Here is a 24,986-nt window from a genome sequence, read left to right on the forward strand (position 1 = left end):
GGCGAAGCTCGACCGCCGCGAGGCAGTCGATACCTCGCGGGGTTGATGGAGCGCCCAGGCGATGCCGGGCGCGTGTAGCTCAGCAGTTGAGCGCTATTGCGACAGCCCGAGGGCTTCTCGGCGGTCGGCCGTGGTGAGCACAGTGTTGGCGCGGGCCAGCTGAGCCCAGGCGATTGCCGGAACCGTGGCCGTCCACTGCAGGCCGTACTGGCCCACGAGCGTCTTGAAGCTTGCCATCGCCTCCTCCCGCGTGGGAGGTTGCTCGGGCGCGCTGGGCATGAGTTGGTCTTGCATGGTGAGTCTCAAAGTGAATGAAGACCCACCGCCGTGAGGCAGTGAATCCTCACGGGGTTGATGCGTTGCGCCGTAGGTGGTGCAGCGCTGTGGATGACACTCCGGAGTCACCCGTTGGGCTTGGCATGCACAGCGCGATGGCGGCATGCGAGAACGTCAAAGACGAAAACGCTAGCAGTCTAGGCTGGGTTCGTGGCCCGCGCAAACGATCTGGCTTGGCTGCGTCGCCGCCAAGGGGAGCGGGCCGCGGAGGGGATGTCTACATGCCCTGGTGCCGGTGTTGATCGCCCTTTGACGCTGTGGGGGCAGCCTATCTTTGTGGTGCGGAGGCCTTGACTGATCGCAGTTGAGTGCGACTCTGGGCTCATGAAGCTCTTCTCCATCAACGTTTCGAAAGACTCTTGAACCATGACTGACATCAACCGTGGTGAAGACCACGAAGACTTGGCTGCGCGCTGCGCGGAAATTGAGCACTGGCAAAAGACAGGCTTGCTCAAAGGCGACGCGCTGCGCGCCTATGCTGAGCGGAAGTATCCAGGGGATGACCACGCGTTGCAGTTGGCAGAGGCCGACACGGCGCGCGAGGCATACCGGTTCGTTGCTTCTGCAAGCCTTGTTGTCCCCGTTGTGGACAAGCGGGACCACCGGGATGGCGCTCGCCTCAATGCCATGGAGCGCCACCGCATTGCGGTGATTCCTGAGTTCGAAGGCCCTTGGGATGCCGAAGTCTACGGTGAGGATGGCGAGCCGCAAGTTCGTGGAAGTGGCAACTCGCCGCGGGAAGCCATCGACAGTGCGCTGGTGGCGCTCGATCGCCTTCAAGACGACGACAAGGGCATGGCGGACGCCTCATGAAGATCGATCGCATGCGTGCCGGGATGGTGGTCTTCGATGTGGGCCGCTCGAAGATGGGGAACACGACTATGACGACAGTCAGCGTGTGGCGAGTCCATATCAGTTCGGTTGATCTCGATGGCCGCCGAGTCGAAGCTTCCTGGAATGGAAACACGCCGAGGTGGTTCAGCGAGCGCCAGACGTCGAGGTGGCGTGAGAAGGCGCCCCTACTGGTGAAGATTGGCTACGGCTATCGCTTGGCAACGAGTGCCGAACTGAAAGCAGCGGGGAGGGCTTCGTGATCACAGTCGAGGATTTCCAGAAAATTCGCGCACGCCTTGGCGCTCAGGCCGAAGACGACATTCAATGGTCCGAGAGCGTGACCGCGCCCAGCGATGCCGAGAGTTTCGCTCGCGAGGCCATCTTCGTGATCTGCAACAGCGGCATGAAGGCGACTGTCGCGCAGGGGATATATCAGCGCTGCATGAAGGCGCTCTATGCAGGTAGCGAAGTCTCGGATGCCTTCGGGCATGCTGGGAAGGTCTCGGCAATCGAGAGGATCTGGCGGGAACGTGAAGCACTCTTGCAGGCGTACCTGACCGCGGACGACAAGCTGGGGTTCTGTGCGAGCCTGCCTTGGGTTGGGGACATCACGAAGTACCACCTCGCAAAGAACCTGGGCGCTGATGTGGCCAAGCCTGACGTGCACTTGCAGCGCCTGGCGGATCGAGAGCAGACGACAGTCCACGAACTGTGTGAACGCTTGGCGCATGAGGTTGGACTGCGTGTCGCGACCGTGGATACCGTCCTTTGGCGGGCCTGTGCGTGCGGTGTCATCAACTCTCGTACTGGAGATATCTGCGCTTGACGTAGCGATAGTGTGTCGCTGGGTGCAGGGGAATTTCGTGCCGCGTGCTCTTGACGAATGCTGGTTGCGTGCAATTCTGTTGTCAGGAAGGCCGTCGCCTTCAAGCCCTGAGACTGCAAAGCAATGAACGATTCGATCCCTACCGCCGAATGTCCGGTGCAGCCGGTCCTGACCCCGCGCAGCAGCCGCGCCGATGTCCGTAACCCGATGCTGGCTATCCCCGAGGTGCGTGCGGCCTACGCCGCCTTGCCGCTGAGCGCCCGCGTCGCCTTGGTCAAGATGCTGCAGGCCACCAGCCGCACGTGCCGGGCCAACGCCGAGGTGGCCTACAGGAAGCACAAGCCCCCGATGTATGCCTATTGGAAGGCCATGGGCGTGAATGCCCGCCACCTTGCGCTCGCCGGCAAAGCCACTGAGTTTGATCTTTCCATTTCGGACAAATGAAACTCCTCCTCCTCTCCACTGGCCTGCGCATGATTGGCCTGCCCGGCTGGGCCGCTCGATGGCTCGCGCGCCTGCTGCTGCTGGGTGCCCTGGCCGCCTCGACCTCTCACCTGTGGGCGGGCGAGTTCTCAGCTCGCGTCGTCGGCGTGGCCGATGGCGACACCATCACGGTGCTGACGGCGTCCAAGGAAAACATTCGGGTTCGGCTGCAGGGCATCGACGCGCCCGAATCCGGTCAGGCCTTCGGCAGCGCTTCCAAGCGCTCGCTCTCCGATCTTGTCTACGGCAAGACGGTCTCCGTGCGCTTCGCCAAGCAAGACCGGTACGGCCGCATCCTGGGCACTGTCTTCCTCGGCGGTGCGGACATCAACCTGATGCAGGTGGAGCGCGGCATGGCCTGGCACTACAAGTTCTACGAGCGCGATCAGAGTGCAAGCGACCGACAACGCTACTCCCTCGCCGAACAAGGGGCGCGTACGACCGGCATTGGTCTCTGGCGGGACCGAAGTCCCATGCCCCCATGGGATTACCGCCGTTCCTCGAAGGGAGCGAGGTAGAGCAATGCATTCTTTTCACGACAGCCAGCGGTCCAAGGTCTGTCAGTGGGAGGCGGCCACGTGGAAGCGAGACACCCTGGTGCCGCTGACTCACTGGCTCGAAGGCACTTTGGCGAGGTAGATTGCACCCATGGGAAGTACGAAGCGCAGCAGGCCATTCCAGTCACGCTGGAAGCCCGCCTTGAACACGTTTGAGATCGCGGCGACCAGGGCGCGCAAGCTGCCTGCAGACGTGTTGGTCGGGTTGCGCACCAGCTTGGCCGGCTCGATCGATGCGCTGGGCCAGGAAGGTGCCTCAGCCACGGCCTGGCAGGATCTATGCGTGGCCTGCATCATGGCGCGGCGCATCGAGATGCACGGAGTGGTCAAGGGCCTGGCTGCACTCATTGGCGATGCCCTGCGCGTGCTCAATGACGTGCACAAGCGCAGCTTGGTCGACGGCCACTGGCACTTCAGTGTGCCCAGCGAGGACGAACTCGCCGTGCTGCGCGAGATGGTCGAGATGCACGGTTTTCAGCTGGAGCAGCTGAGTGTGGGTGAGTTTGATCAGGTTCTAGTTGCGGCGCGCAGTGAGATCGCCTCCATGGGCATTGTCGTTGCCACGCCCGCGTCGGCCCCGTAGCGCCAAACAGAAAAAGCCCCACCGGTTGCCAAGCTGCTGCCTGGCTCCCGGTGGGGCTTGTTCGTTTTCTGGATCAGAGGAAGGCTGCTGCCAACTCGTCGAGTTCGTCGACCGTCTGTTCAACGGCTTCGTGTTGTTCGTCCTGCGGTGCCTGCAGCACCAGCAAGACCGTTGGCACTTCGGTCCCCGAGGCCTTGAACGCTCCGCGTCCAATCTGTTGGGTCGCCAGCGCGTGTTTTTCAACCCAGAGGGCGAAGGCGCGGCTCATGGCGTTGTCGGCCGTCTGCCAGGTCGTCGATGCGATGGCCGCCAGTCGACCGCCCGGCCTGACGAACTTCATGGCGTGCGTGATGTGCGCAATGTCCTTGCCACCGGAGAACGGCGGGTTGAGCAAGACGCGATCAAAGCGCGGCGACGGCGCCACTTGCAGGAAGTCCTCGGGACGCTCAATGGCGAACCCCAGGCCTTGCAAATGCGCGACATTGCGCGGCATCAACTCGTGGCAGGTCACATTGGCCTTGCCCACCACCTCGGCCGCGGCCATGGCGATGGCGCCCTCTCCCGCCTGGGGTTCGAGCACCAGCATGCCTGGCTCCAGGCCCACTTGCAGCAGAAGCTGCGCCACAAGCTCGGGCGGCGTTGGGAAGAACTCATAGTCCTTGGACGTGAGCAGTTCCCCTTCGAAGATGGCTGTGGCGATGGTCTCTGCCGGACTGGTAGAAAACACATGCGCTTGCTTCGGCGTGGACCACTTACCCCCCATTTCCGTGAGCACGTCGTTGACGGCCTTGTACAGCTTGGGTGACAGGCGCTCCACGATGCGGACCTCGTTGCCGGTGATCTGCACGTTGTTGAGCACAGCCAAAACGTCCTCTTTCAGCTTCGTCGCACGGGGGACCATCGACGCACTGGAGGCGACGCCGGCAACCTTGCGCGAGGCGCCCTTGCCCTTGGGCAACGGGGCCGCTTTGAGCGGAGGGGCTACCTGCCAGTTCATCTGCATCGCTGGTACCTCAGTGGGCCAATTGCGCTCCGCGAACTTGATCGATAGCGATGAGCCTCGTGGCTCCTCATTGAGTGACACTTTCTCGACTGATTGGCGCGGCCAGCCAGGCTGGCTCACCAGGTACTGCAGCGCCTCGATGCGATCGAGCTGCTGCTTGCGTGCACGGTCTTCGAACACGGCCATGCGCAGCGTGTGCCACTCCGCGGCGACTTCAAGGACTTTGATGGTGGCGTCCATGTGCCAGTCCTCGGCAATTTCAGCCTTGCCCTTGAAGTTTTGCAGCAAGCACCAGGCGGAGTCCAGGCTGAGCACTCGGTCGTCGAGCGTTTCGGTATTCATCCGCATCGGATTCTTTGCAACGCCCAGCAGGGCCACGCATAGACTCAGCGGGTGATTCGGCTCCAGCAAAAGTGCGTCGTGCACCGAGATCTGGATGTCATCGCCGATCGGGCGTGCACTGATCAGAGGCCGCGCTTGCGCGTCGCGCAGCTGACGTGTGCCGTCCTCGGTTTCGAGGATCGTGGTGCCGTCGTCGAGTTCCAACACCGGCACTTCCCAAGGAAAGAGAGCGCGCAGGGCCAGGATGGGCGAGATCTGCTTCAGGCGAGCCAGAAGCAACATGTGAGATTTCATGGGGGGCCTGTGGAAATGAAGGGCCCCCGACCCGTGAGGGGCAATGGAGCCCCTACTGGGTGGGTGAAGGCGCCACGGCGGCAAAGCGCGGGCGCGTACGTCGCATGGACGAACGGGGGTGAGTTTGGCCGGGCTTGGGTGCACGGGCAAGCGAAACGGTCCAGTCCCGAGCAAGTGGGCCAACGGCCCCCGTGGGGACACCCCGGACTTGGTGGTGATAGTTTCGTTATGATCTGCGCCGAGGCCGCAAGGCTTCCCCGCTTCACCTCCCTGAGCGGGGTCTTCGCGTGTGACAGCAAGAAGACTTCCAAGCCCGGCCCATGGCCGGGTTTCTTTTTTCTGTGCGCTCAGGCTACGGCCGGCTGCATCCGGTGCTGTCCCAGCAGTACGTATTCCAGGTGCTTGTCGCCACAGATCCAGCGCCGACCAGTGTCCTCGGCGGCGCGAGCCGTGGTGAAGGAACCCGCGAACGGGTCCACCACGAGCTCTCCCGGGGGGCAGAAGAACTCCACCAACATGCGGGCCAGCTTTAGGGGCATGACGGCCCCATGGCGCGGCAGGCCCAGCGCGTCTGTCTTGGCCCGTAGGGCGCGCTGCGATGGGCAGTTGTGGGAGACGTTGAGCACGTTGCGCTGAATGCTGCCTGCTGTAGCGTTGCCGTAGCTGCCCGGGCGGATGCGGTACGCGCCGTCGGCGTTGACCGCGGTGCGGTTCTCGCCCCCGCGCTCGATCAGGCGGCGCTGCGCCGGTGTGTGGGGCTGCAGGATGCGACGGTTGTCGGCCTTGCAGCGATGCGGGTCGTTGGTGAAGTACAGCACATGCTCGTATGCCACGCCCAGTTGCATGCGTTGCTTGCTCGCCCATTGGATCGGCCCGGGTGGCTTGCAAGGGTTGAGCCAGATGAGCGAGTCCATCAGCGCCAGGCCGCAGCGGCTCTTGATGGCCAATACCAGTTCCTCTCGGTAGGTCGATCGTTCGGGCGAGCCCTCAACAAAGATGTCATTGGATACGTTGAGAGCGACTACGCCACCTGGGGCAAGCGTGCGGCAGATAGGTTCCAGGGTCGACGTGATGAAGTCCACATACGCCTGTTGGCTCGGATTGCCGTAGGCGCGCGGCTGGCGCAGGGCGTACGGCGGCGAAGTCAAGAATAGGCTCACCGGCTCATCGATGCGGTTGAGCACATCGACCGCGTTGCCCCAGATGCCGATCCCAAGTTCGGTGTGAAAACCCAGCAGCACGACCTTGGGCTGCGCCGGGGTGAGGTCGGCCTTGGCTTTGGTGGTGGCCCGCCAGACGCCGCGCTGCTGCGGGATGCGCTCGATCAGGCCCATGGCCTTGAGGGTCTGCTGGATCCAGCGCACGCGGCGCTTGGCCGGGCTGTGCTGCTCGCCGCTTGCTCCGATTGCCGTTCGCTGCGCGAATGCCGCGGGCTGCACAGCCCCGGCGCGCCCTAGGTGTGCGTAGAGCGATTCGTTGGATAGGCTGCCTGACTGCAGGTACTCATCGAGCACGGCAGCGAAGAGGTCGAGTTGCATGCGGTCCAAGCTACCGGACAAGGCCACGTTGTCAAATCGGCGGCCGCGCGAGACAAAAGAAGAGCCCCCTGATGCATGGCACCAGGGGGCTTGAGGCGGGCGAATCAGGTTCGCCCAGGGGGTCTTCACTTGTTGTTGGGATTCACGATCGTGGCGTGGCGGTAGAACGCTCCATCGAGCGGGCCACCGTGCAACTCGCCCGGCTTGACGGCGTGCCAGATTGCGTCACCCAGTTGGGCTTCGCTCACCTGAACACCGCACGTGCGTTTGAGCTGCTGGCAGATCGCCCGGATCAGGTTGTCATCCATGGGGATCAGGTCCAGCTTCGCATCACCGTATTCATCGTCACCACGTTGCGCGCCGATGTGGTTTCGGCGAGCGCGCGCGATGCTGATCTGCCCGAGGTTGCGGTCGCTGAACTGCGGCCAGGTGTTCACGAGCAGTCGGCCGATGGTCTCGCTGAGATGGCTATCGCGCAGCAATCCGACCTTGAGGTCCCAATCGCGCTTTGCATCCTCTTCCCAATCCTCCACATAGTGGTTGTCGTCGGTGAAAGTCGAGAGCGCGTTGACGGGGTGGTCCTGTGCCTGCTCGCTGTTGCCCAGCAGCCAGGCGTAGTAGTTGTGGTCGCCGGCGCCGTACGCATCGACCGCCTCCAGTGTTTCGCCATCAGGCACGAAGAGCCAGTTGTTCTCGATGCGATGTTCCTCGCACCAGGCTGGATCGACCTTGGAGGTCACGATCACCGTTGCTGCGGCCGCCTCGCGAATGTTCGCGTTGCAATCCTGCCAACAGTAGTCGACCGATTTCGCCCCGGGCGTCTCCAATTGCACCTCGAACTGCATGTCGGCACTGTCGGGCGCGATGCGGTTGATCCAGTGCTCTTCGTGCTGCGCATTGACCGAACGGATGTCGGCTACTTGCATCACTTTGAGCAGTGTGGCAGCCCAGGGATCTTCCTGAACGCAGCCTGGTGCGTTGCGCCAGACCTTGATCGCCCCGGACTTGACATCCTCATAGCTGATCAGGGCCTCGCCGTCCTCGCCTAGTCCTCCCCACACGTGCGAAAGAACATCGGTGTAGTCGGTGTTGATGGCCACGGTGTTCACGTCCAGAAACTCACGCCGCGGCATGAACGGCACGTCATTGAAAACGTGTCGGATGTTGAACTTGCTCGCCGGATTCCAGTACTTGCGCACGAAATCCTGGGGGTCGAGCACATCCTTCTGACTCACGATGTGGCGTCGGATCACTGCGCCAACCTCTTCCCAGATGCGGGCGACGTTCTTGTCGCGGTCGTACAGGTGAGAGCGGTCGGGCATGCGTGCTGTGAACTGTGAGGAGTCAAGGTGCACGATGTAGCTGATGCTGCCGTGGGTGTTGAAGCCGAATGGGCCGGCTTCAATGGGTAGGCCTTGCAGGTACAGCGCGGTGTTGTTTGCGTGTGCAGGCGTCAACTCAGCGGCCCGTGTCGGCTTGGCGTGCATGAAGACTGCATGCACGTGGCCAATAGAGGTTGCCTCGCAGACGTCGCGCAGTGCCGGCAGAGAAGCATGCTGCGCCAGTGGCGTGCCGTTGTAGGTGACGGGCAGCGGGAAGCCACACACCAGGTGGTGGATGCGGGTCTCGAAGCTGTGCGTTTTGAAGTGCACCTGCTGCTGGGAACCCAGGAGATCGCGACTGGCGCCGACGAGTTCGATGCGGGTGGTCCACTCGCCCATTGCGGCGCGCTCCTCCTCGCTTTGCTCCTGCACGCTCAGCGCGCGCTGCTCGATGACATCGTCCTGGCTGAATACCAGGCGCTTTCCCTTGGAGTAGACCTTCACGCTCTGTGCGGCGAACGCGCAGGCGAAGAATCCCATGCCGAAGGGTTTGTCGACCAACTGCACCTCGGCGCTCTCCCAGCCGCTTCGGGCGAGGTCGAGTAGCACGTCGAAGTTGTCGATGCCCACACCGTCATCGCTGACGGTGATGAGCCTGGCCGCTTCGTCGCAGGTGATCGCGATCTTCGTGGCCTGTGCACGCCGGCCGTTTTGCACCAGCTCGCCCATGACGGAGAAGCTGGAGGCAAACAGGTGGCGCATCGACTTGAAGAAGGCACGCTGATCAACGGTGGCACGCACTGTTTGTTGCTCGCCATTGGTTGCGGTGGTTTCGATGGTTTCCATGTGATTCCTTGGGGGACAAGACCGGGAAACGCATCCCCCGGGCCGGGAGTGGTTCCCGGGCGGGGTTGAATCGCTCCTGCTGGAGCAGATGGGTGTTGGCGGCCGCGAGAGGGCCGCGTGCTGGATGCATGGATCCAAGACGAGGGGAATGGTAGCCAGCAGCAGCGTTTCCGTCTGCTCTTGATGTCCAGGTGGAGATTCGCGTGCGTCGCTCTCAGCGGCGATGGTCTCGTCGGACGGGTTCAACCGGTCGCCCCATAGACATCTCTTGGTTTAATGTCTTGCAACGTCCGGTTTAATCCACCCCGCACACAATCGGAGTGTCGCCGTGGCACAGGATGCCGGCTGGTACGCTTCGCGGGCCGCGCGCCTTTCCACCGCGGCGCGGCTTTTCACAAACTTTCAGGGATTGCGCTCTTTGGGTGCGACTTTTTTCATGCCGACGGGAACCGTTAACTCAGCGCGTTCGAGCGGCGATGTGCTTGTCCAGGCGGATCGCTTCTTCGATGCCATGCCCTATCCGACCGCCCTGTTCGATGCGCGCGGCCACGTTCAACGTGTGAACAAGGCGCTTTGCGACTGGATGGGGTTGGACGAGTCGCCTCTGTCCTCGGGAGCGAGCGTGGAATCTGCGTTGCGCGTGACGGACCAGACTGCAGTGGCAGCGCTTGGCGCCCGCGTGGATCGCACTCTTTCGGGCGCGCCGGTCCCCGAGTTGGATCTTCTGATCAAGCGCGGGGATGGCATTGAAGTGCACGCGCGGGCGTCCTTCACTACGCTTCGGGGGGCAAATGGGGGGGCAAGTGCGACGATCGAAGGCGGGGCAGTTTCGCTGGTGTCGATCAGTCCCGCTGACGAGGCCAGTGTTGAGCTGGTGCGCGCCAAACATCGCTACGCGCTGATGGCGGATGCTTTGCAGGACAGTTGCATCTTCTTTCTCGACGCGGAGGGTCGCGTAAATGACTGGAGCGAGAGCGCGCATCGCCTGCACGGTTTTGTGCGGGCACAGATCATCGGCATGCCCTTGAGTGCCCTGCAGGCGTCGGTACCGGGTGAGGAGGACGAATTGTCCAGCCAGGATGCAGTTCGCCTGGCCTGTGAGCGCGGCCAGTGGGAGGTGCACGGCTGGCGCCGGCGCGCCGATGGGCAGCCGTTTTGGGGCCACGTGCTGCTGACGGCGCTGCGCGACCGGGACGGATCGCTGGAAGGCCTCTCCTGCATCACCCGGGACATGACCGTGGCGCGCGACTTGGACAAAGTGATGAACGACCTCAACGCGGAGCTCGAGCGCCGCGTCTCCGAGCGAGTGCGCCAGTACGCGGTGCCCAACAAGGACTTGGATGTCTTTACGCATCACATCACGCATGACCTTCGCGGTCCACTGCGCCACCTGAACACCTTCGCCGGCCTCATTGTTGAGGATGCGCGGGTCGCCGAGAACGATGAACTGGCGCGCTACCGCGATGGCGTGCGCACCGCGACGCGCCGGGTCAACGCGATGGTGGAAGCCCTGCTTGACTACGCCCGCATCGGTCGTGCCGACCTACATCCTGTGCCACTGGCCATGGCGTCTTTGGTGCAGAACGCTATTGGTCGCGTGGAGCGGGAGCGCCCGGATGCGCGTGTGCGTTTCGTGGTCGCTGGAGATCTTCCCGTGGTGTCGGGCGACCCGATCATGCTCACTCAGTTGCTGTATAGCGTGCTGGACAACGCGGTGAAGTTCAGCGCGGGCCAGGATACCTCCGATGTGCAGATTGGCTGGCGCCCCGAGGACGATGGCTTCGGTGAGTTCTTCGTTGCTGATGCAGGCGTCGGTTTCGATGTGAGCAAGGCCAAGAACCTGTTTGTGATGTTCGCGCGCCAGCATCACTCCCTGGAGTTCCAGGGCGACGGCACGGGCCTCGCTATCGCGCAGCGCATCGTGCAGCGCCACAACGGCCGCATATGGGCCGACAGCACACCTGGCCACGGGTGTGCGCTGTACTTCACCTTGCCGGTGGATCAGACGTTGACGGCGTCCGCCTTGGGCGACCTTGACTCCTAGCCCCTCGCTACCGATGTGGTCTGGGCCAGTCTGGCGTTGAACCTTCCCCTGGCACGTGGAACGCCGCCTCCAAGGGCTCAACGACTTCGGCAAGCACCTGCTCGCCGATCGCTCTGAATGCTGACTCGCCGACCTCCAGGGACGCGAGCAGACCAAGGTTGCAGATTCGCAGCGCCTGCGCAAGGTCGCGCTCGCTTCTGAGCATCTGGCGGAGTCCCGTGCCCGCACCAGTTGCCAGTGCCTGCGCCTCGCCGGGGAAGCGCTCGCGCAAGGCCTGAGTCATGTGCTCGGCCCATCGGTCTAGGTCTTCCGTGTCGTGTCGCATGTCGCGTTCACGGGTCAGCCACGCCAGGGCGAGCACGCGCCCGAGATCCTTGTTCGATCGTTTCCAGCCGTCTGTGCCTGAGATGAGGTCGGGCGCCACCCGGGGGTGGTGAAGCAGGTTTGCCAGCGCCATCATCTCCGGCCGGGCGATCCGCAGTCCGTGCTCGGTCAGTATCGGCCGCCACTCCACAAGGCCCAGGTATCTGAAGCTGCAAAGCGCAAAGTGACCTCGGTTCGTCTCGATGCGGTGCATGGCTTTTGCTGGTGAGTCGGGCCGTTGCAGATCCGGGGCCCCCAGCAGTTCTAGAAACCACTGGGCCTGTCCCGGTGGGGCAAGTCTCACCAGCGGCAACTGGTCCTCAGGCGTGCTGGCGTCTCCAGGCGTGCTCCACGCACCTTGGCGTTGCTGCCATTTCGCGTCGAACAGCTGCTCGGTTACCTGGTGTGCCACGGTCACAGCGCTCGCGTGTGGGGTGAACATGCAGTCCACGTCCTTGGTGCGGATGGCGCGCTCTGGGTCACCCGAGAAAAAGTGAAACCCCGCTGCGAGGCTGCCAACGATGATCACGTTGTCTCGGCACGTTGGCGGCAGTGCGCTCGCTATCTGGGCGAGCACGTCATCTGGCGACATCAGTTCCATCTGGACCTCCCTGTCTCTGCTTCGATGCCCTCATGGCTGCGCCGAGGGGACTTCCTCAATCATGTGGTGTGCCATCTCTTCGGCCTCGCGTGTGTAGCCAAGCTCGATGAGGTCGGTCAGGCATTCGAGGGGCGTTGCATATCGCGCGCCCATTGATTCGCCGTTGAGGCTCTCGATGAAGAATGGGTCCCAGGTGTGATGTACGGCCAGCACTACCTTCTGCGCTGGATCCGTGCGCGGCACCAAGCCAGCGTTGAGCCTGCGCACGAAACTCGAATCGTTGCCTTGCACGGAAAAGTCGATCCGCGGGGGCGCGCTGATGTCGAGGTACTCGAAGTGGTGCGCTGCGCCGGCGACGCCGCCGATTCGTACGCCCTCGCTCTTGGCTCCCGCCAGTTGCCTGTTGATCCACAGTTTTTGCAGGCGCTGTGGCGTTTCCATGCCAGTCGGGTCGACAAAGTACTCCGAGGTGCGCACCGCGGCGTGCTCGCGCGCGAGCTGCATCAGCTCACGCTGCTCGGGCATTCGAAGTCTTACCGATGTGCCCACCTCCTCAAGCAGGCGCTTCTCGCGCAGATCCTGCAGCGCCGCGGCCACTGTCGGATAACTCACGCCTGCTGTGCGTTGGAGCGCCCCGATGCGCATCGGGGTGGGGTCGTGCGCCCACAGTCGGTGAGCGACAAGGGTCGCCACGACAGCATGACGTGCCGGAAACACGTCCTTGGCGCCGCCCCCACCTTGGCCGGCGGCCCTCATTTCACTGGCGATGAGCTCTTGCAGCCAGTTGTAGAACTCGCTGGGCTTGTTCATCATGGAGCCGGTGAAAGTGCCGTCCTGCGTGTGCAGCAGGCAATGCACGCGATCCCTCAGGTCTGGGCGCACCAGGCTTCGAATCGCCTGCAGTTCGTCGAGCACCCGCGTCTCGGAGAGCCGCGTCTCGGTGAGGACGCCCACCGCCTGCGCTTTCTTGGGCTGTTCGTCCAGGACCTGAAGCATCATCAAAACCATGTCGCGCACATCGCGCATGCTGCTGGTTTTCTTCACCTCGACGAGGATCGGGCCGCCCGCGCCGTCCCAGCGTCCGTCGAGGTCCTGTAGGGCGGGAAATTTCATGTCGCAACTCCTTTTTTAGTTGCGACTTTAGCATTTAGGTTGCGACTTGACAATAAGGTCGCGACTAAACGTCTGATTGACCTTGCCCAGCTGGGCCGACCGGTCAGGCCGTGGCCAGCGCCTCACGCTCGCCCTGGGAGGCGTGGTCCTCTGCGATTAGAGGCGCTGAGGTCTCGAGGTGATTCAGTTCGAGCTCAAGCTCCATCCCGAAGGTGAGTGCCGCCAGTTCAGTATCCCAGTCGCTACAGAAGCCGTTTTCCTGGCGTGCCCGGATCGTCATGGCCAGGTCGTGGCCGAGCTTGTAGATGAGCACTTGCGGGGGCACGCCTTCGCCAGCACTGCTTGCGAGTTGGCGCAACATGCCGCGGAGGGTCCGACCATCCAGAGCCTGAACGCTCAGGGCGGCGCACTCGGCGATGGCTTCGCTTTGCTCATTGAAGTGGCGCAGCTTGGCGGCTCTGGTCTGCGCGGCGGCCATGAAGCCGCCTTCGTGCTCGCGCAGCGCGCGATCGAGCTCGACCCATGCGCTCGTTCCGTCACGATCGGTGCGCCACTTCTGGATGATGCGCTGTGCGAGCGCTGTCTCCAAGAACGCAAGGATCTCTTCCGCACTGGCGCCATAGACGTCGCGGCGCAGGCTGATCTCATAGTCGTTGATGGCGTGATCGGCTTCTATGCGCTGGGCAACGCGCATGTAGCCGTACATGGGAACGAGGACAAGCGGCACCAGCGGCGCGTTCTTGGGGGACTTGGACTTCTTGCTCATACTGGGCAGAAGTCTGACGGCGCGAGGCGCCGCGCGCGTCTCTCCAACGCGAGAGGAATGCCCCGTTGGCGCGGGATGGGCGCGCCGGCGCACCACCCCGAGCCCGGAAGCGTCGGTCAGTCCAGCGCGACGGCGAGGGCTTGGCGCTTGCCCATCTTCAGCGCGGCCTGGATCGAAGCGAGGTGCTTGGCGCGCGGCACCACCCCTTGGCTTTCCCATTTCCAGATCGACAGGGATGAGGCACCAACGAGCTTGCCCATCTGCTTCTGAGTCAGGCCCAGGCGTTTGCGATGCGCCAAGAATGCAGCAGCGGAGAAGGCATTCTGGGCGGACTGCGTTGCGGGCTGCCTCGCGGTCGGCACCGCCTTGCTCGCGTTCTTTGCCACGGTGGCGCCGGTCTTGTTGGCGAGCTTCACCAGCTGATTGAGCGCGGTGCTCTGCGTCTTCACCAGGCGCTTGAGCGATGCGATCTCCGTGCGGTGCGCGGCGCTGGCTTTGCGCAGGCTTGCCAACTCGGTTTTGAGTTCTTTTCTGGCGACGCGTGCGATCTCGCGCTTCATGGACTCTGCAAAGGACGTCATTGGAGGACTCTTTCAGTGGCATGCGGGAGGCGTCGATTCTAGGCGCGTGAACCTTCGCGCTACGCCGCTGCACGGATTGCAGCGCTCGGGCGCAGATTGCGGGGCGGGCAGGCGTTCGTACGATCAAAGAAAAATGCCCCGGACCGTGAGGCGCCGGGGCATGAAAACTTGGTTTTTCTCGATCAGCAGACGCTGGCCATGGCGGCATCAGCCAGGCTGGCGATCAAGTTGTTGGCTCGCTGCACATGCGCGGCAAGCATCGGGTCTTGGCTGCACTCGCTTGCGGTGGGCATCAAGAAGGCGCCAATGACGCGCTCGCCCGGGTTCGCGTTCTCGCACTGCTCGATGGCATGCCTCACGTTCTCAGCCTCGCAGGCGAAGAGCAGCGTGTGCTCGCCGTAGGTGAGCATCCAGTTGCTCAGCAGACCGGTGCGGTCCTCGCTGTCGGTCGAGGCGTTTGCGGGGAGTTCTCCCGCTCGCGCGGCGTCGAGCATCTCCTGCGTGATCTCGGTCAGTTCGCCCACGGAAAAGTAGGCCTTGACCGCATCGACCGCTTCGACCTCGAACGGGCCGTAGTGCGCCCACGCGACGGCGTCCACGAACTCGTCGCTGCTGGCATCTCGGTCCTTGATCGAGTGGATCTCGCGTAGGGACAGCTGCAGCAGGTGTTCGGTGGCATCCTTCGCTTCGGGTTGCCCGATGGGGATGGCCGTGTTGGCGATCCAGGCCTGAGGCACGAAGTTGACGAACAGGCGTCGTGCGATGGGAGCTTTGTTGATGGTGTTGGTGGTGTTGGTGGTGTTCATGGTGTACCAGGCGTTGCCTGGGCGTCCTCGCGGACAGCCCAGGCGGGTTTTATGGAAGGAGGCGCAAGCCGCTGGCGGCCTGGGTCTCGCGCAGGTTGCTGAGCAGCCTGTGTGCATGGGTGATGTGCGCGCTTGCCCACGCACGGTAGTGGCCTGAGAGCTCGGCGAACGAAGCAATCAGACGGTGGTCGCGCCGCTGCGGAAACTGCGCCGCATGTGCGGGTGCGTTGGCTCTGGCGTAGCGGGCGTAGCGCAATGCTTCGCGCCGGTTCTTGCGGACAAGGCCCAAGCGCTCTTCAAGCTGCAGGCTGATGAAATGCGCGTGCCCCATGGGCGAGCCGAGCGCGTAGACCTGCGCCTGGCACTTCCCGAGGGAGTAGGAGATCTCGCGTCTTGCAGCGCATCCAGCCGCACGAGTGCTCATACCGTTGCGCCGCAGCTGCTGATAGAGGGTGCGTCGTGCTCTTTGCATTGCCACGGCCTCAGTGCAGTTCGGGGTCGGTGAGACCCACCTGGTCGCAGGCATCGGGCACGCACTCGGCGAGAAAGTCACCGTTGAGCGTGAACGCAACCTTGCCATCGGCGCTGATGGCCTCGGTGCCGTGGTTGCGCATGTACTCGCGAACACGCTCGCAGTCGTCTTTGGAGATCGGCAGCACGCGGCCACCGAGCTTCATGAACCTGCGCCACAGAACGGGCTGTTGGCTGGGGGTGCTGTTTGCCATGGGCACGGGCAGCACGTCATAGATCTTGCGCGAGACGAGATTGCGAATCGTCAGCGGCGCGGTGAGGGTCAGATGCATGAGGGAGTCCTTTCGAGGGCCTCTACTGAGGCTCTGAGTGGTGGAGAGCCGCAGATGCACCTACCCCTGCCGGGGGAGGCCCATCTACGGGGGATGGGATTGCCGGGAGGGTTGAGGCCGGCGTCGCTTGCGCGAGACGCCGACGTGGCACGAATGCCGTGGTGAATCGATTGTGTGTTTGCGCGACTCGGCGTGCCACCGATATGGTCCAGTTTGTGGCCATGAATGCGAAGAGCCCCAGACCTTGCGGTCCGGGGCTCTTCTGGGGGTTGTGAAGGCCTTTCGCTCAGGCAACGGCCCACAGGCCGCGTGCCTCATTGCGAAACAGGTCGGTGTGCAGCTGCAGGGTCTGACGCACCTTCTCGCGCCAGTGGTGGTTCTCTGCAAGGCGCTCGGGCGCTGCAGCGGCGATCGCCGCATACAGCTTGTCCAAAGTGGCGCGCCCGCCCAAGCCCTGGAGGACCAGGCGAACGATGTTCTTCCAGGTACCACTCACCCGTGCTCCCTGCTCCTTGACGAGCGTGGAAAGCAGGACGACAGCTGAGACGCTTCGCTTTTCCCAGATGAGCAGGTACTCATGCAGGATCCGCGGCAGCTTCATCGCGCCGTAGGTCTTGGTGTCGGACACGCAGTTGTGCTGGGTCTTGATGATCACGGCGGCCAGCTCGTTGGCGGGCATGCGAGCGATCATCTCGGCCTGGTAGGACGTGTAGACCCCGCCGCGGCGCCAATCACCGATCAGGGTGCCGTAGTAGCCCCCTGGTCGCGTTGCGCGGCGCTGGTTGAGCAACACCATCTGCATCTTCTCGTGGAACTCGGCATCATCCGCGCAGTGGCTGAGGTCACCGGGATCGGCCTTGTCGCCCCACATGCCGCCGGGGCCCGTGTACTTGATCATGCCGCCGTATGGCGGGTGAGATATCACGAGATCAGCGGGCTTTCCTACATGGTTGAGGATGTCCATCGAGACGGCGTTGAAGCCCTGATGCAGGTCCAGACCGTAGGCCTCGATGCCCATCTCGCGGGCGACTTCGACGCTGGTGCCGCTGCCAACCATGGGATCGACAAACACCTGCGGCCGAACCTGTTCGAACAGGGAACGGTAGACGTGGCCTGACGCGTTGCCGCGCCACTTGCTGTCGCCCCAGGGGCCTCGCTCGGGAAAGCTGATCACGCTGCCGGTCATGCCGGGGCTGGCGCTCTTGGTTTGATTCACTTCGTGGATCTCCATGTGATGAAGGGACCACGCCCCGCTCGGGAGGTGGTCCCGGGTGGGTTTGTTGAACTGATGTTTGGCAGCGTGGACGCCTTACGGCTGTCTTGCTGCAGATGGCACTGTGGCCATGGGGTGAGCTGATTTTGGGGGGCGCTGCGAGTTTGGGCTACCGAATCGGCTCAGATCGCGCTTCGGGGAACATCTGGATGAGCGGCGAAGTGCGATGGCAACTCCGCCCGGTCCGCCGAAGGGGTCAAAAACTCGACAGTCGGTGCTGTCAGAGGCTCGCCCATTGCCGACGCGGTACGGACCAGAAACCCTGCCACCGGCCCTCCCCAGACCAGCGCCGCAGTGGCGGCAATGATCAGAGCGAGGTGCTTGATCAGCCAGGCGAGAAGCTTCCAGATGGGGCGCTCGTCCTTCCATCCGAAGTCCTCTTGGTCGCGACTTGAGTTCATGGGTGCACGATAGCGCAGCCACCTGTTGCGATGCGAAGGATCTGTCTTTGGGCATGCAATCGCTTCTCAGGGCAAGCGCCCTTGCGCGCTGGCCGGGGGCACGTCCCAGATGGTGCTACCCCGTCCCTGCCACTTCAAGTCCGCAGACGAGAAAGGGCGGCCTTTGTGGGCCGCCCTTCTCTATTCGTGTTGTGCCGCTGCTCACGCCACGAGCGACGGTGAGTAGCGTTCTTCGTTATTGGCACTGATGCGCTGCATTGCCGCCTTCATCCAGCGATCCATCTCGGTGCAGCGGTGCGCCATCGAGTTGGAGACGCCAGAACGGTGGGCCTTGAGCCTCGCGCCGAAATCGTAGGCCATGGAGTCGGCCGAGGCGATCCATCTCTGGTCGCCAAGCTCCGTAAGTGCCTCGCCTTTGACGCCGAACAGATGGAGTCGGCTCCCCTTTGGGATCATCGTCTTCACGCGATCCAGGATCGCGTAGAGGCCGTGCCTGGGGTGCCGCAGCGTGCGCCGGCAGACCGATCCGACGCCGATGAGGGCGGGTGTGGCCAGCCAGGGCTGCCAGCGCTCCCAAACCTGCATCATCATCTCCATGCTGCGCTCGTAGTGCTCAACCTCCCAGCCCTGGATGACCGGCACCGGCGGCGGAAGCATGTTGGCGACCACGTTCGAAGTTGTCGTCTTGGCCAGTTCGTTCTGCCACTCGTAGAGGATGCGCAGCGTGCCTTCGAGGAAAGTGCCGGTCGCGCGGATGCGAAAGTCCACTTCCGCCTCGCTGGTGGCGATCTCGGGTTCCACGCAGCAGTCACTTTGGCTCCACCAAGAAGCGCCGGAGCCGGTTGCAAACTCGATGTACTCGGCGTACGTCCAGGGGAAGATGCCGCCCATGCCGCGCTGGCGGCCCTTGGCCTTCCAGAGCTTCATGGCGACGAAGCCCGCGCTGTCCATTGCGAAGTCGGTCTCGCTAAGGTCGGTCGCCTCGGGGAAGGCAAAGGCCTGCTTGCTCTGCGACCAGAAGGCGTTGGCCGAGACCATCACCGGGTAGGCCTGGTTGAAGGCGTGGGCTGCCATGTGGCCGCTTTTGTGGGGGATGCCCACGCGCATGACCATCTCGTCGTGCAGGTGCGCATTGACCTGGCCGAACGGCAGGTTCTCTGCGAGTTCTTTCATTTCGTGGATCTCCATGGGAAATGGAGGGACCACGCCCCCTGCGGGATGCGTGATCCCGGTGGGGTTGAGGGTGAAGGGTGCGATCACGCGCTCGTCGCCGAGGCGCTGCACCGGTGCCACTGAGGCGTGTGGTTGGGACGATAGTGGTGAGGCTCTTCCTCAGCAAGCGATTCGGTCCAGCTGGAGTGCCGATCCCGTCTTGGTTGTTGAGGGTCGACTGCGCCCGTCGTCAGTTGCAGCAAGGTCTCCTGCGCGCGCTACAGCTGCGACGACGGCCCCGCGTGTCCGATTCGCATCCAGCCCTCCCGAAACCGATCCTGTTCGTACTGTGGAGGATCCAGCCAAAACGACACTTTGCCATCCTTCTCCTGTCGCTTGGCCAGCGCCGTGACCTCTGCGGGCTGGAGGACGTAGGCCACTGGTGTGGCGAGCACTTGATTCAGGATGACCCAGTAGTGCCCCATTACCTTGTCCAGCGACGCGCCCAATGGCACCGCTGAACGCTTGGAAAGTGACTTGACCTGGATGCTGACCAGGCGGGTCGCGTCGTAGCTGTAGGCAATGAGGTCCACGCCGCGGGCATTGCGAGCAGTGGGCATCACGTTCCATCCCATGAGCGAGAGCTTGTAGCAGCAGTAGTAGAGGCCCACGTTGCCCACGATCTGCGGGTCAAGTTTGCTGCCGGGCCCTTGCTGGAATCCTTCCTCAGCCTTCATGTTCTGTCCCTCGCGGAGTCTGTTCGTTCGCTGCAACTGTATCGGCAGCGAGGGGCACCGTCTTGTGGCTCAGGCCGCCCATATCGGCCTGGTAGATGAGCTCCGCTAGGATGTCCACTCCGGACCAAGGGGGAAGCAGTATGACGGCTCATGAGGACGCTCTGAAAGACGATGAGGCCAAAGAGCGCGCACGCGTAGCGAACGTGGTCAGAGGTGAGTGGCATGCGAGCGAGCGCGCATTGAGAAAGCGCTTTTACCGGCGCGCGAGTTGGCCGATCGTTGCCGACAAGCTGAGACGACGACTTCAGCATGCAGCCGAGGTAGCGCGCAGCGAGCACCCGTGGGAGCATCTCTATGTCCGGACTGATGACCCGAGCAGGAGCGTAAGCATCTGGTTCGGAAAGCACCCCCTTCCAGGGGTTGCAGAAGAAGACATCGAAGTTGGCGCCTCCATGGTGATCTCGCAAGACTCTCGGGGCGGCATAGCAGTGCTTCTCTTTCCCTTCGAGTCGCTGAACTTGCGGCAGCGGAAGCCCAAACTCATCTGGGGGTACTTTGACGGCCCCGAATGCATGTGTGAGAAAACCATCCTTGGGATGGTGCGCGATTTCCTGCGCTACGGTCGTGCGACCAGTGGCCTCATGGCGGCGAGCGGGCAGGACCGGCGAACTGTGGAACGGCTCGAAGAACGGAGTCGAGGCTTTGAAAGCAAGACAGCGCTGGCAGGTCTTCATCCATGGGCTTTGGGCGCACTCGTTCTGGGGTCTCTGGCAACCTTGGCACTTTTCATCGCCTGGTTGACTGCGGGAGACGGAGACAAGTTTGAGCCGTGGACGGGGATTGTCGCCCTGCTGACTGGTTGGACCTCGGTATGGGTTCAAAGGCTTGGGAGAAGCCGCGACGAAGCGCGAGCCCGGGTGATCGCAGCGGAAGATGCGGAGAGGGCTGAACGAGATCGGAGATTCGAGAGCAAGCGGGAGATGCTGACGGAACGAAGCAAGATGCCGAAGGACCGAAAGCGCGATGAGCCCCTACCTCCCCATTTCCTCAGCTACAAGGTGACCATAGGGCAGCACGGTCAAGTGCGACAGCAATGAAAAAGCCCCCAGCGGATTGCTCTGCATGGGGGCTTGATCAATGGTGTCAGGCGGACGCGTAGCGCTCGCGGCCTGCCAGGTGGTCTGCGACCACAGCGAACCAGGCGCGCTCGATGCTCGACAGGTTCTTTGTCGCTTGCATGACGATCCTTTGCGCGTTCTGCGAAAGGGTGGGCGCCATGCTTGCTCGCGACTCGACGCGGGCGCGGTACAGGCCGCGGCCGACGCTCTCGATCAGGCCCTTGTTGAGGGCGTTCTCCATGGCCTTGTTGAGCTGCCGCGCCGACAACCCCGGGAAGTAGGGATGGAGGTCCGCGCGGCGCGTGTCTGCGTTCCGATCGGCGATGTGTTTCGCCACTTCGCGGTAGGTCGGCAAGTTCTCTTGGGGGTGGAGGTCGTTGATCATGGGTTCAGCGTTGCTGGGTGGCGCTGGCCTCAGTCGAGCACGGTGTCCAGTTCGGCGCGGTGCTCTTTCTGCGTGCGAAACGCTTGGTGCACCCGAAAGCCCTGCATGAAGGCGATCCATTGGGCTGCCTTCTCATGACTGTCGAACGCTGCGACGGACTGGTCCTCGCGCGTGACAACCACCGGGTAGGCCGCGTTGCCCTCCTTCACCTCAATGGCGAACTGGGGCAGCACGTAGTTCTTGGCGCGGTAGACCTCCTCGGCGCGGCGCACGTCGATGATCCGCACGATGTTGGCCGTGTTGACAGCATCGCCGAATTCGCTGCGGCACAGGTTGCGCTCGCCATCGAGCAGAGGCTCGAGCAGCAGGGGAACCCGCAGCACGCCGCCGGTGCGGGCGATGAAGCCCACGGTACTGTGCTCTTCGCACCAGTCTCGGCCAGTTTGCGGATCGCCATAGAAGATTCGCAGCATGGTTCCATTGGTGCCGAAGTCGTCGCAGCTCGCGCGCGCCGCTTCCAGGACGCGTTGAACCGCCTTTGGCGTGCCCGGTCGGAACCAGGTGCGCTTGGAGGCGGGGTGCTTGGCGAACAAGCGCAGCAGCTTCTCGTTGAGCCTGTAGCACTCACGTGTGCCGCGCAGCTCGGGGTCGAGCGCAGGCAACTCCATGAGGTCCGACAGGTGCTGGGCCTCTTCGAAGCAGTTGTCAAAGCCGAAGCAGCTGAAGCCGGCGCCGTTGTCGATGACGTACAGGCGCTGTTCCAGGTTCAGGCCCAGGCCATCGACCATCTCGACTGGGTAGTTGGGTTTGGTGTTCACGAAATGCTCCACGAAGGGAATTCCGGGAAACCAAAGTCCCGTCCGGGAATAGGTTCCCGGAAGGGTTGGATGAATGCCGGCAGGAGCCGACGCGGTGACCAGGGGGTCAGTGCGGCTCGATTGTGGTGAGGTCGAGACAGGCAGGCAATTGAATCGGTTCAGTTGGGACGCTGGTAGCGGGCTGCACCTTGGCGCCGGATGCGCGGCGGGCTGAGAATGAGACATGCGATCTGAACGACGCCATCCCTTGGTGCGGATCATGCACAGCCTTCGCTACGGCTGGGGCCTGGACCTGCGCCAGCAACCGGGCGCGCTCGGGCGTGTCGTGCGCACCGCTCGCGCCTGCAGCGGCAGGACGCGCAGCGGTAGCATGGGCGGCGAGTCCAACCTCAAGGTGCTTCGTGTGCGCGAGGCCTGGCGCGGGGTCGAGCTGTCGTGAGTGCCGCCCCGCCGCTGCGCCCGCACGGCGCCTGGTTGCGCGACGGCCGCCCCGACGCGCCCAAGACACTTGCCAGCGCCGAGGAGCGCGAGTTTCGACGCAGCAGGCTGCAGGCCGCTCACATGCGCCCGCTCAGTGACCTGGCCATGCGAATCAGAGAGCGACAGGTCGATCCGAGGTCGGTGCCCGACTTCGATCCGCTGGACGGTGGCGTTGAGGCCGAGGTGCTTTTCTTGCTGGAGGCCCCGGGCCCGCGCGCCGTGCAAAGTGGGTTTGTCTCGCGCAACAACCCCGACGAGACGGCCAAGAACTTCTTCCTGTCTTCCCAGGAGGCCGGCATCGAGCGCCGGCGCACGCTGCTGTGGAATGTCGTGCCCTGGTACGTCGGCGAGGGGGGCAGGATCCGGCCTGTACGCGGGTCCGATGTCGCCCAGGCGCGAGAATGGCTGGAGGCGTTGCTGGCTTTGCTGCCGGGCCTGCGGATTGTTGTGTTCGTCGGGCGCAAGGCCGCATTGGCCTCGCAGCTGGTGGTGCAGGTGCGCCCGGGGGTTGGGGTGCAGAGCATGCCGCATCCCTCGCCCGTGTTCGTCAATCGATCAGCGAAAAATCGTTCTCAGATCGTGGAGGCGCTGCGCTTGCTCGCTCAGAAGCTCGACCCGCGGTAGTCTGCGTTCTACTTCACGCGCCACTGCTTGCGATCAGGGGACGGAGCGGACCGCATTGCGGCGGTCTTCTTGCCAGGGGCGCTGGCGAATCGCTGACGACGGCTACAGTGATCGCGCGTTGCCTCAGGCCGCCTCAGTGAAGGGCTCGCGAGTGATGCCAGGCTCGTCGTCGAACGGGCTCTCGCCGATGGGCCGCTCGTAGGGCTGCGACTGGGTTGCGGGTTTGCTGGCGGGCGGAGTGGCTTCCGGATTGGTGTCTTTCCCGCCAGGATTGCTGATGGCCTGGTCATTGGCCGGCTCGCCACCCTTGTCAGCGTCGTGGGCCGAAGCGCCGTCCTCGCTCTTGCCGGCGTTGCCCTTGCGCTCCTTCTTGCTGGCGATCTGCTGCAGCAAGTCGTCGAGCTTCTTCTGCATGTCCTCACTCAGGCTGGCGAACCCGGGGTCGGCGCGCAGCTCCTGCGCGAGCGAGTACAGACGCACGCCTTGCTTGACGGTTACCTGCTGCACGGCCGGGGCGATGAACTTGGCCGTGACGCGGGTCTTTCCGCTTTTCTGGGCCTTCTGCAGCCCTTCCTGGATCCGCTCGGTGGCAGCGTCACCGTGTTCGGCGATCACGTGCAGAGCGGCCGTCGCGGAAATCTTGTCCTGGGCGACGAGATCGCGCAGCGGCGCCGGCGCGCCAATGAGGGTCAGCAGATCGCGCACGTACGTGGCGGTCAGACTCAGGCGGCTGGCAACCTGTTGCTCCGACCAGCCAAACCCGATCAGGCGTTTGCAAACGGCGGCCTTTTCCAAGGCCTCCAGCGGCTTGCCGGTTGCCGATCTGGCCAGGGCGACGGTGATCTCTTCCATCGAACGGGCTTGGTCGCTCACGATCATCGGCACCCGCTCGATGGCAGCACCTTCGCTCACCGCAAGATCGAGCGCTTGTAGTCGGCAGTGGCCATCGGTCACGTAGATCACATCGGCCGCGCCTTCGCGCGCCACGTAGCCGGCCAGGGGGTGCTGCTGATCGAAGCCCGCCTGCAGCATGCTGTTGGCCAGCGAGCGGATGTGCTCATCCAGCGCAGTGCTTTTCACACGCACGTTGAAGCCGTCGAGGACCCGAATCTGAGCGCGCGGCACCATCCACAGCCGGCTGGTCTGAGCGTTTGCCTCGGCCATTGCGTCGGCAGTGGAGCCGGCCTGCAGGGCGATTGCCGGGCTGGTGGCCAGCTGCTTGGCTTGTTCCAGTTGCGTGATCTGCTCGGGGAGGGCTTTCGTGGTCATGCGCTTGTCTCGATTGGGTCTGGTCTGGGTGAGGAAAAGGCTTGCTCAGATGTCGACGCCGTCGTCGAGCACATGGGCGTCGTGGCCAGGGCCCAGCTCGCGAAGGGCGATCTGGTCGGCAGTTTGGCGATCGGTGAAGCCGGCGGCGCTGAACATGTCGGGGGTCCAGGACTTCTCGTCCTCTGCGAGGAACGCGCGCTCGGCGGGGCGATAGACGTAGAAGGTCATTTCGTGGCTATGGGTGAAGGGGGTGGGCTGGTTTGGTGACTCAACCGAGGCCGTTCAGCGCTCGATCGCGCACGGTCTCGCACCGCACACAGTTGAGATGGGCAGCCTTGGAGTTGGCCCATATCGTGAACACGCCTACGGGGCGCGCGCCGCAAAGCGCTGCGGTGCCGGGCGCCTCACCCGCTCTTCGCAGGTGCACCTGAACACCGACCGCCGCGTAGCTGAGCAGAGGCAGGTCTGGATTTGTCTCGTGTGGCTCACGCGCTCTGGCAAACACGCCAGCGATGACGCCCTGTGCCTGCTCGGCCGTTAGGGTGTTCGCGATGTGCTCACGCACGTTGATGGGAAGGGGTGGCAGGCTCATGCGGGATTGCGTACTTGGCCGCTTGCGATGCGGATCACGTCGGCGGCGCCCAGTCGGGGCATGAATTCAAGCTACAGGCACGTGCCCTGTTGTCAA

30 protein-coding genes are annotated in these 24,986 nt (G+C 63.5%); 10 read left to right on the top strand and 20 right to left on the bottom strand.

Annotated features, from left to right (window positions below; all coding sequences use genetic code 11):
• Window positions 1-93: 93 nt before the first annotated feature.
• Window positions 94-294: a hypothetical protein gene (locus K5880_RS09875; protein ID WP_297651249.1), complete on the bottom strand. Its 201-nt coding sequence runs from the start codon at window positions 292-294 to the stop codon at window positions 94-96.
• A gap of 408 nt (window positions 295-702) precedes the next feature.
• Between K5880_RS09875 and K5880_RS09880 the strand changes: the two genes are divergently transcribed.
• From K5880_RS09880 to K5880_RS09905, 6 genes are all read left to right on the top strand, one after another.
• Window positions 703-1,149, top strand: coding sequence for a hypothetical protein (locus K5880_RS09880; protein WP_297651251.1), 447 nt, complete (start codon window positions 703-705; stop codon window positions 1,147-1,149).
• The gene (locus tag K5880_RS09885; protein ID WP_297651253.1) at window positions 1,146-1,430 is read left to right on the top strand and encodes a hypothetical protein; all 285 of its coding nucleotides are present in this window, start codon (window positions 1,146-1,148) and stop codon (window positions 1,428-1,430) included. Before K5880_RS09880 ends, K5880_RS09885 begins: the two co-directional genes overlap by 4 nt.
• Complete coding sequence (locus K5880_RS09890) at window positions 1,427-1,996, top strand: hypothetical protein (RefSeq protein ID WP_297651255.1); 570 nt, start codon at window positions 1,427-1,429, stop codon at window positions 1,994-1,996. Before K5880_RS09885 ends, K5880_RS09890 begins: the two co-directional genes overlap by 4 nt.
• A 123-nt stretch (window positions 1,997-2,119) precedes the next feature.
• Window positions 2,120-2,440, top strand: coding sequence for a hypothetical protein (locus K5880_RS09895; protein WP_297651257.1), 321 nt, complete (start codon window positions 2,120-2,122; stop codon window positions 2,438-2,440).
• A complete protein-coding gene (locus K5880_RS09900; RefSeq protein WP_297651259.1) occupies window positions 2,437-2,997 on the top strand; it encodes a thermonuclease family protein in 561 nt (186 codons plus the stop codon). The genes K5880_RS09895 and K5880_RS09900 overlap by 4 nt, the downstream gene beginning before the upstream one ends.
• Window positions 2,998-3,178: 181 nt before the next feature.
• The gene (locus K5880_RS09905; protein WP_297651261.1) at window positions 3,179-3,619 is read left to right on the top strand and encodes a hypothetical protein; all 441 of its coding nucleotides are present in this window, start codon (window positions 3,179-3,181) and stop codon (window positions 3,617-3,619) included.
• A gap of 73 nt (window positions 3,620-3,692) precedes the next feature.
• Here K5880_RS09905 and K5880_RS09910 read toward each other — a convergent pair whose 3' ends face one another.
• From K5880_RS09910 to K5880_RS09920, 3 genes are all read right to left on the bottom strand, one after another.
• Window positions 3,693-5,258, bottom strand: coding sequence for a methyltransferase (locus tag K5880_RS09910; RefSeq protein ID WP_297651263.1), 1,566 nt, complete (start codon window positions 5,256-5,258; stop codon window positions 3,693-3,695).
• Between the two features lie 347 nt (window positions 5,259-5,605).
• A complete protein-coding gene (locus tag K5880_RS09915; protein WP_297651265.1) occupies window positions 5,606-6,796 on the bottom strand; it encodes a site-specific DNA-methyltransferase in 1,191 nt (396 codons plus the stop codon).
• A 125-nt stretch (window positions 6,797-6,921) separates the two neighbouring features.
• Window positions 6,922-9,210 carry an ATP-binding protein gene (locus K5880_RS09920; protein ID WP_297651267.1) on the bottom strand — a complete coding sequence of 763 codons (2,289 nt, stop codon included), beginning with the start codon at window positions 9,208-9,210 and terminating at the stop codon, window positions 6,922-6,924.
• An 82-nt stretch (window positions 9,211-9,292) separates the two neighbouring features.
• Between K5880_RS09920 and K5880_RS09925 the strand changes: the two genes are divergently transcribed.
• The gene (locus K5880_RS09925) at window positions 9,293-11,008 is read left to right on the top strand and encodes an ATP-binding protein (protein ID WP_297651269.1); all 1,716 of its coding nucleotides are present in this window, start codon (window positions 9,293-9,295) and stop codon (window positions 11,006-11,008) included.
• Between the two features lie 7 nt (window positions 11,009-11,015).
• Here K5880_RS09925 and K5880_RS09930 read toward each other — a convergent pair whose 3' ends face one another.
• From K5880_RS09930 to K5880_RS09980, 11 genes are all read right to left on the bottom strand, one after another.
• On the bottom strand, window positions 11,016-11,972 hold the full coding sequence (locus tag K5880_RS09930) for a hypothetical protein (RefSeq protein ID WP_297651271.1): 957 nt from the start codon (window positions 11,970-11,972) through the stop codon (window positions 11,016-11,018).
• Between the two features lie 30 nt (window positions 11,973-12,002).
• Window positions 12,003-13,085 (bottom strand): hypothetical protein, encoded by a 1,083-nt coding sequence (locus K5880_RS09935; RefSeq protein WP_297651273.1) that lies wholly within the window; start codon window positions 13,083-13,085, stop codon window positions 12,003-12,005.
• 103 nt (window positions 13,086-13,188) lie between these two features.
• Window positions 13,189-13,851 carry a hypothetical protein gene (locus tag K5880_RS09940; protein ID WP_297651275.1) on the bottom strand — a complete coding sequence of 221 codons (663 nt, stop codon included), beginning with the start codon at window positions 13,849-13,851 and terminating at the stop codon, window positions 13,189-13,191.
• Window positions 13,852-13,967: 116 nt separating this feature from the next.
• The gene (locus tag K5880_RS09945; RefSeq protein ID WP_297651277.1) at window positions 13,968-14,411 is read right to left on the bottom strand and encodes a hypothetical protein; all 444 of its coding nucleotides are present in this window, start codon (window positions 14,409-14,411) and stop codon (window positions 13,968-13,970) included.
• A gap of 203 nt (window positions 14,412-14,614) precedes the next feature.
• Window positions 14,615-15,238, bottom strand: coding sequence for a hypothetical protein (locus K5880_RS09950; RefSeq protein WP_297651278.1), 624 nt, complete (start codon window positions 15,236-15,238; stop codon window positions 14,615-14,617).
• A 49-nt stretch (window positions 15,239-15,287) separates the two neighbouring features.
• Complete coding sequence (locus K5880_RS09955; protein WP_297651280.1) at window positions 15,288-15,662, bottom strand: hypothetical protein; 375 nt, start codon at window positions 15,660-15,662, stop codon at window positions 15,288-15,290.
• A 58-nt stretch (window positions 15,663-15,720) separates the two neighbouring features.
• Window positions 15,721-16,041 carry a hypothetical protein gene (locus K5880_RS09960; protein ID WP_297651282.1) on the bottom strand — a complete coding sequence of 107 codons (321 nt, stop codon included), beginning with the start codon at window positions 16,039-16,041 and terminating at the stop codon, window positions 15,721-15,723.
• Window positions 16,042-16,327: 286 nt separating this feature from the next.
• Window positions 16,328-17,257, bottom strand: coding sequence for a hypothetical protein (locus K5880_RS09965; protein WP_297651284.1), 930 nt, complete (start codon window positions 17,255-17,257; stop codon window positions 16,328-16,330).
• A gap of 179 nt (window positions 17,258-17,436) precedes the next feature.
• Window positions 17,437-17,715 carry a hypothetical protein gene (locus K5880_RS09970; protein WP_297651285.1) on the bottom strand — a complete coding sequence of 93 codons (279 nt, stop codon included), beginning with the start codon at window positions 17,713-17,715 and terminating at the stop codon, window positions 17,437-17,439.
• Window positions 17,716-17,916: 201 nt separating this feature from the next.
• A complete protein-coding gene (locus K5880_RS09975) occupies window positions 17,917-18,888 on the bottom strand; it encodes a hypothetical protein (protein WP_297651286.1) in 972 nt (323 codons plus the stop codon).
• A gap of 257 nt (window positions 18,889-19,145) precedes the next feature.
• Window positions 19,146-19,604 carry a hypothetical protein gene (locus K5880_RS09980; RefSeq protein ID WP_297651287.1) on the bottom strand — a complete coding sequence of 153 codons (459 nt, stop codon included), beginning with the start codon at window positions 19,602-19,604 and terminating at the stop codon, window positions 19,146-19,148.
• A gap of 140 nt (window positions 19,605-19,744) precedes the next feature.
• On the opposite strand from K5880_RS09980, the gene K5880_RS09985 reads away from it, so the two are divergent.
• Window positions 19,745-20,701, top strand: a complete 957-nt coding sequence (locus tag K5880_RS09985; RefSeq protein WP_297651288.1) for a hypothetical protein — start codon at window positions 19,745-19,747, stop codon at window positions 20,699-20,701.
• 46 nt (window positions 20,702-20,747) lie between these two features.
• Here K5880_RS09985 and K5880_RS09990 read toward each other — a convergent pair whose 3' ends face one another.
• Window positions 20,748-21,107 (bottom strand): hypothetical protein, encoded by a 360-nt coding sequence (locus K5880_RS09990; RefSeq protein ID WP_297651289.1) that lies wholly within the window; start codon window positions 21,105-21,107, stop codon window positions 20,748-20,750.
• Between the two features lie 29 nt (window positions 21,108-21,136).
• Window positions 21,137-21,925, bottom strand: a complete 789-nt coding sequence (locus K5880_RS09995) for a hypothetical protein (RefSeq protein ID WP_297651290.1) — start codon at window positions 21,923-21,925, stop codon at window positions 21,137-21,139.
• 259 nt (window positions 21,926-22,184) lie between these two features.
• Here K5880_RS09995 and K5880_RS10000 point away from each other — a divergent pair, with 259 nt between their 5' ends.
• Window positions 22,185-22,364, top strand: coding sequence for a hypothetical protein (locus K5880_RS10000; RefSeq protein WP_297651291.1), 180 nt, complete (start codon window positions 22,185-22,187; stop codon window positions 22,362-22,364).
• Window positions 22,361-23,029, top strand: a complete 669-nt coding sequence (locus K5880_RS10005; RefSeq protein WP_297651292.1) for a uracil-DNA glycosylase — start codon at window positions 22,361-22,363, stop codon at window positions 23,027-23,029. Before K5880_RS10000 ends, K5880_RS10005 begins: the two co-directional genes overlap by 4 nt.
• A gap of 123 nt (window positions 23,030-23,152) precedes the next feature.
• On the opposite strand, the gene K5880_RS10010 is transcribed toward K5880_RS10005, so the two are convergent.
• From K5880_RS10010 to K5880_RS10020, 3 genes are read right to left on the bottom strand one after another with little or no spacing between them, the layout of a single operon-like run.
• Window positions 23,153-24,298 carry a hypothetical protein gene (locus K5880_RS10010; RefSeq protein WP_297651293.1) on the bottom strand — a complete coding sequence of 382 codons (1,146 nt, stop codon included), beginning with the start codon at window positions 24,296-24,298 and terminating at the stop codon, window positions 23,153-23,155.
• A gap of 45 nt (window positions 24,299-24,343) precedes the next feature.
• Window positions 24,344-24,526 carry a hypothetical protein gene (locus tag K5880_RS10015; protein ID WP_297651294.1) on the bottom strand — a complete coding sequence of 61 codons (183 nt, stop codon included), beginning with the start codon at window positions 24,524-24,526 and terminating at the stop codon, window positions 24,344-24,346.
• Window positions 24,527-24,566: 40 nt separating this feature from the next.
• Window positions 24,567-24,890 carry a hypothetical protein gene (locus K5880_RS10020; protein ID WP_297651295.1) on the bottom strand — a complete coding sequence of 108 codons (324 nt, stop codon included), beginning with the start codon at window positions 24,888-24,890 and terminating at the stop codon, window positions 24,567-24,569.
• Window positions 24,891-24,986: the final 96 nt, after the last annotated feature.

Source organism: Hydrogenophaga sp. (assembly GCF_025699295.1).
In the GTDB taxonomy this organism is placed as follows: domain Bacteria; phylum Pseudomonadota; class Gammaproteobacteria; order Burkholderiales; family Burkholderiaceae_C; genus Hydrogenophaga.

What these genes read in the sequence shown, in the direction of transcription:
- K5880_RS10015 (WP_297651294.1), bottom strand. Translation starts at nt 24,526, where the DNA reads ATGACCTTCTACGTCTATCGCCCCGCCGAGCGCGCGTTCCTCGCAGAG.
- K5880_RS09960 (WP_297651282.1), bottom strand. Translation starts at nt 16,041, where the DNA reads ATGCATCTGACCCTCACCGCGCCGCTGACGATTCGCAATCTCGTCTCG.
- K5880_RS09895 (WP_297651257.1), top strand. Translation starts at nt 2,120, where the DNA reads ATGAACGATTCGATCCCTACCGCCGAATGTCCGGTGCAGCCGGTCCTG.
- K5880_RS09935 (WP_297651273.1), bottom strand. Translation starts at nt 13,085, where the DNA reads ATGAAATTTCCCGCCCTACAGGACCTCGACGGACGCTGGGACGGCGCG.
- K5880_RS09975 (WP_297651286.1), bottom strand. Translation starts at nt 18,888, where the DNA reads ATGAAAGAACTCGCAGAGAACCTGCCGTTCGGCCAGGTCAATGCGCAC.
- K5880_RS10010 (WP_297651293.1), bottom strand. Translation starts at nt 24,298, where the DNA reads ATGACCACGAAAGCCCTCCCCGAGCAGATCACGCAACTGGAACAAGCC.
- K5880_RS09910 (WP_297651263.1), bottom strand. Translation starts at nt 5,258, where the DNA reads ATGAAATCTCACATGTTGCTTCTGGCTCGCCTGAAGCAGATCTCGCCC.
- K5880_RS09940 (WP_297651275.1), bottom strand. Translation starts at nt 13,851, where the DNA reads ATGAGCAAGAAGTCCAAGTCCCCCAAGAACGCGCCGCTGGTGCCGCTT.
- K5880_RS09880 (WP_297651251.1), top strand. Translation starts at nt 703, where the DNA reads ATGACTGACATCAACCGTGGTGAAGACCACGAAGACTTGGCTGCGCGC.
- K5880_RS09950 (WP_297651278.1), bottom strand. Translation starts at nt 15,238, where the DNA reads ATGAACACCACCAACACCACCAACACCATCAACAAAGCTCCCATCGCA.
- K5880_RS09875 (WP_297651249.1), bottom strand. Translation starts at nt 294, where the DNA reads ATGCAAGACCAACTCATGCCCAGCGCGCCCGAGCAACCTCCCACGCGG.
- K5880_RS09955 (WP_297651280.1), bottom strand. Translation starts at nt 15,662, where the DNA reads ATGAGCACTCGTGCGGCTGGATGCGCTGCAAGACGCGAGATCTCCTAC.
- K5880_RS09945 (WP_297651277.1), bottom strand. Translation starts at nt 14,411, where the DNA reads ATGAAGCGCGAGATCGCACGCGTCGCCAGAAAAGAACTCAAAACCGAG.
- K5880_RS09900 (WP_297651259.1), top strand. Translation starts at nt 2,437, where the DNA reads ATGAAACTCCTCCTCCTCTCCACTGGCCTGCGCATGATTGGCCTGCCC.
- K5880_RS09985 (WP_297651288.1), top strand. Translation starts at nt 19,745, where the DNA reads ATGACGGCTCATGAGGACGCTCTGAAAGACGATGAGGCCAAAGAGCGC.
- K5880_RS09930 (WP_297651271.1), bottom strand. Translation starts at nt 11,972, where the DNA reads ATGGAACTGATGTCGCCAGATGACGTGCTCGCCCAGATAGCGAGCGCA.
- K5880_RS09915 (WP_297651265.1), bottom strand. Translation starts at nt 6,796, where the DNA reads ATGCAACTCGACCTCTTCGCTGCCGTGCTCGATGAGTACCTGCAGTCA.
- K5880_RS09980 (WP_297651287.1), bottom strand. Translation starts at nt 19,604, where the DNA reads ATGAAGGCTGAGGAAGGATTCCAGCAAGGGCCCGGCAGCAAACTTGAC.
- K5880_RS09885 (WP_297651253.1), top strand. Translation starts at nt 1,146, where the DNA reads ATGAAGATCGATCGCATGCGTGCCGGGATGGTGGTCTTCGATGTGGGC.
- K5880_RS09970 (WP_297651285.1), bottom strand. Translation starts at nt 17,715, where the DNA reads ATGAACTCAAGTCGCGACCAAGAGGACTTCGGATGGAAGGACGAGCGC.
- K5880_RS09990 (WP_297651289.1), bottom strand. Translation starts at nt 21,107, where the DNA reads ATGATCAACGACCTCCACCCCCAAGAGAACTTGCCGACCTACCGCGAA.
- K5880_RS10000 (WP_297651291.1), top strand. Translation starts at nt 22,185, where the DNA reads ATGCACAGCCTTCGCTACGGCTGGGGCCTGGACCTGCGCCAGCAACCG.
- K5880_RS10020 (WP_297651295.1), bottom strand. Translation starts at nt 24,890, where the DNA reads ATGAGCCTGCCACCCCTTCCCATCAACGTGCGTGAGCACATCGCGAAC.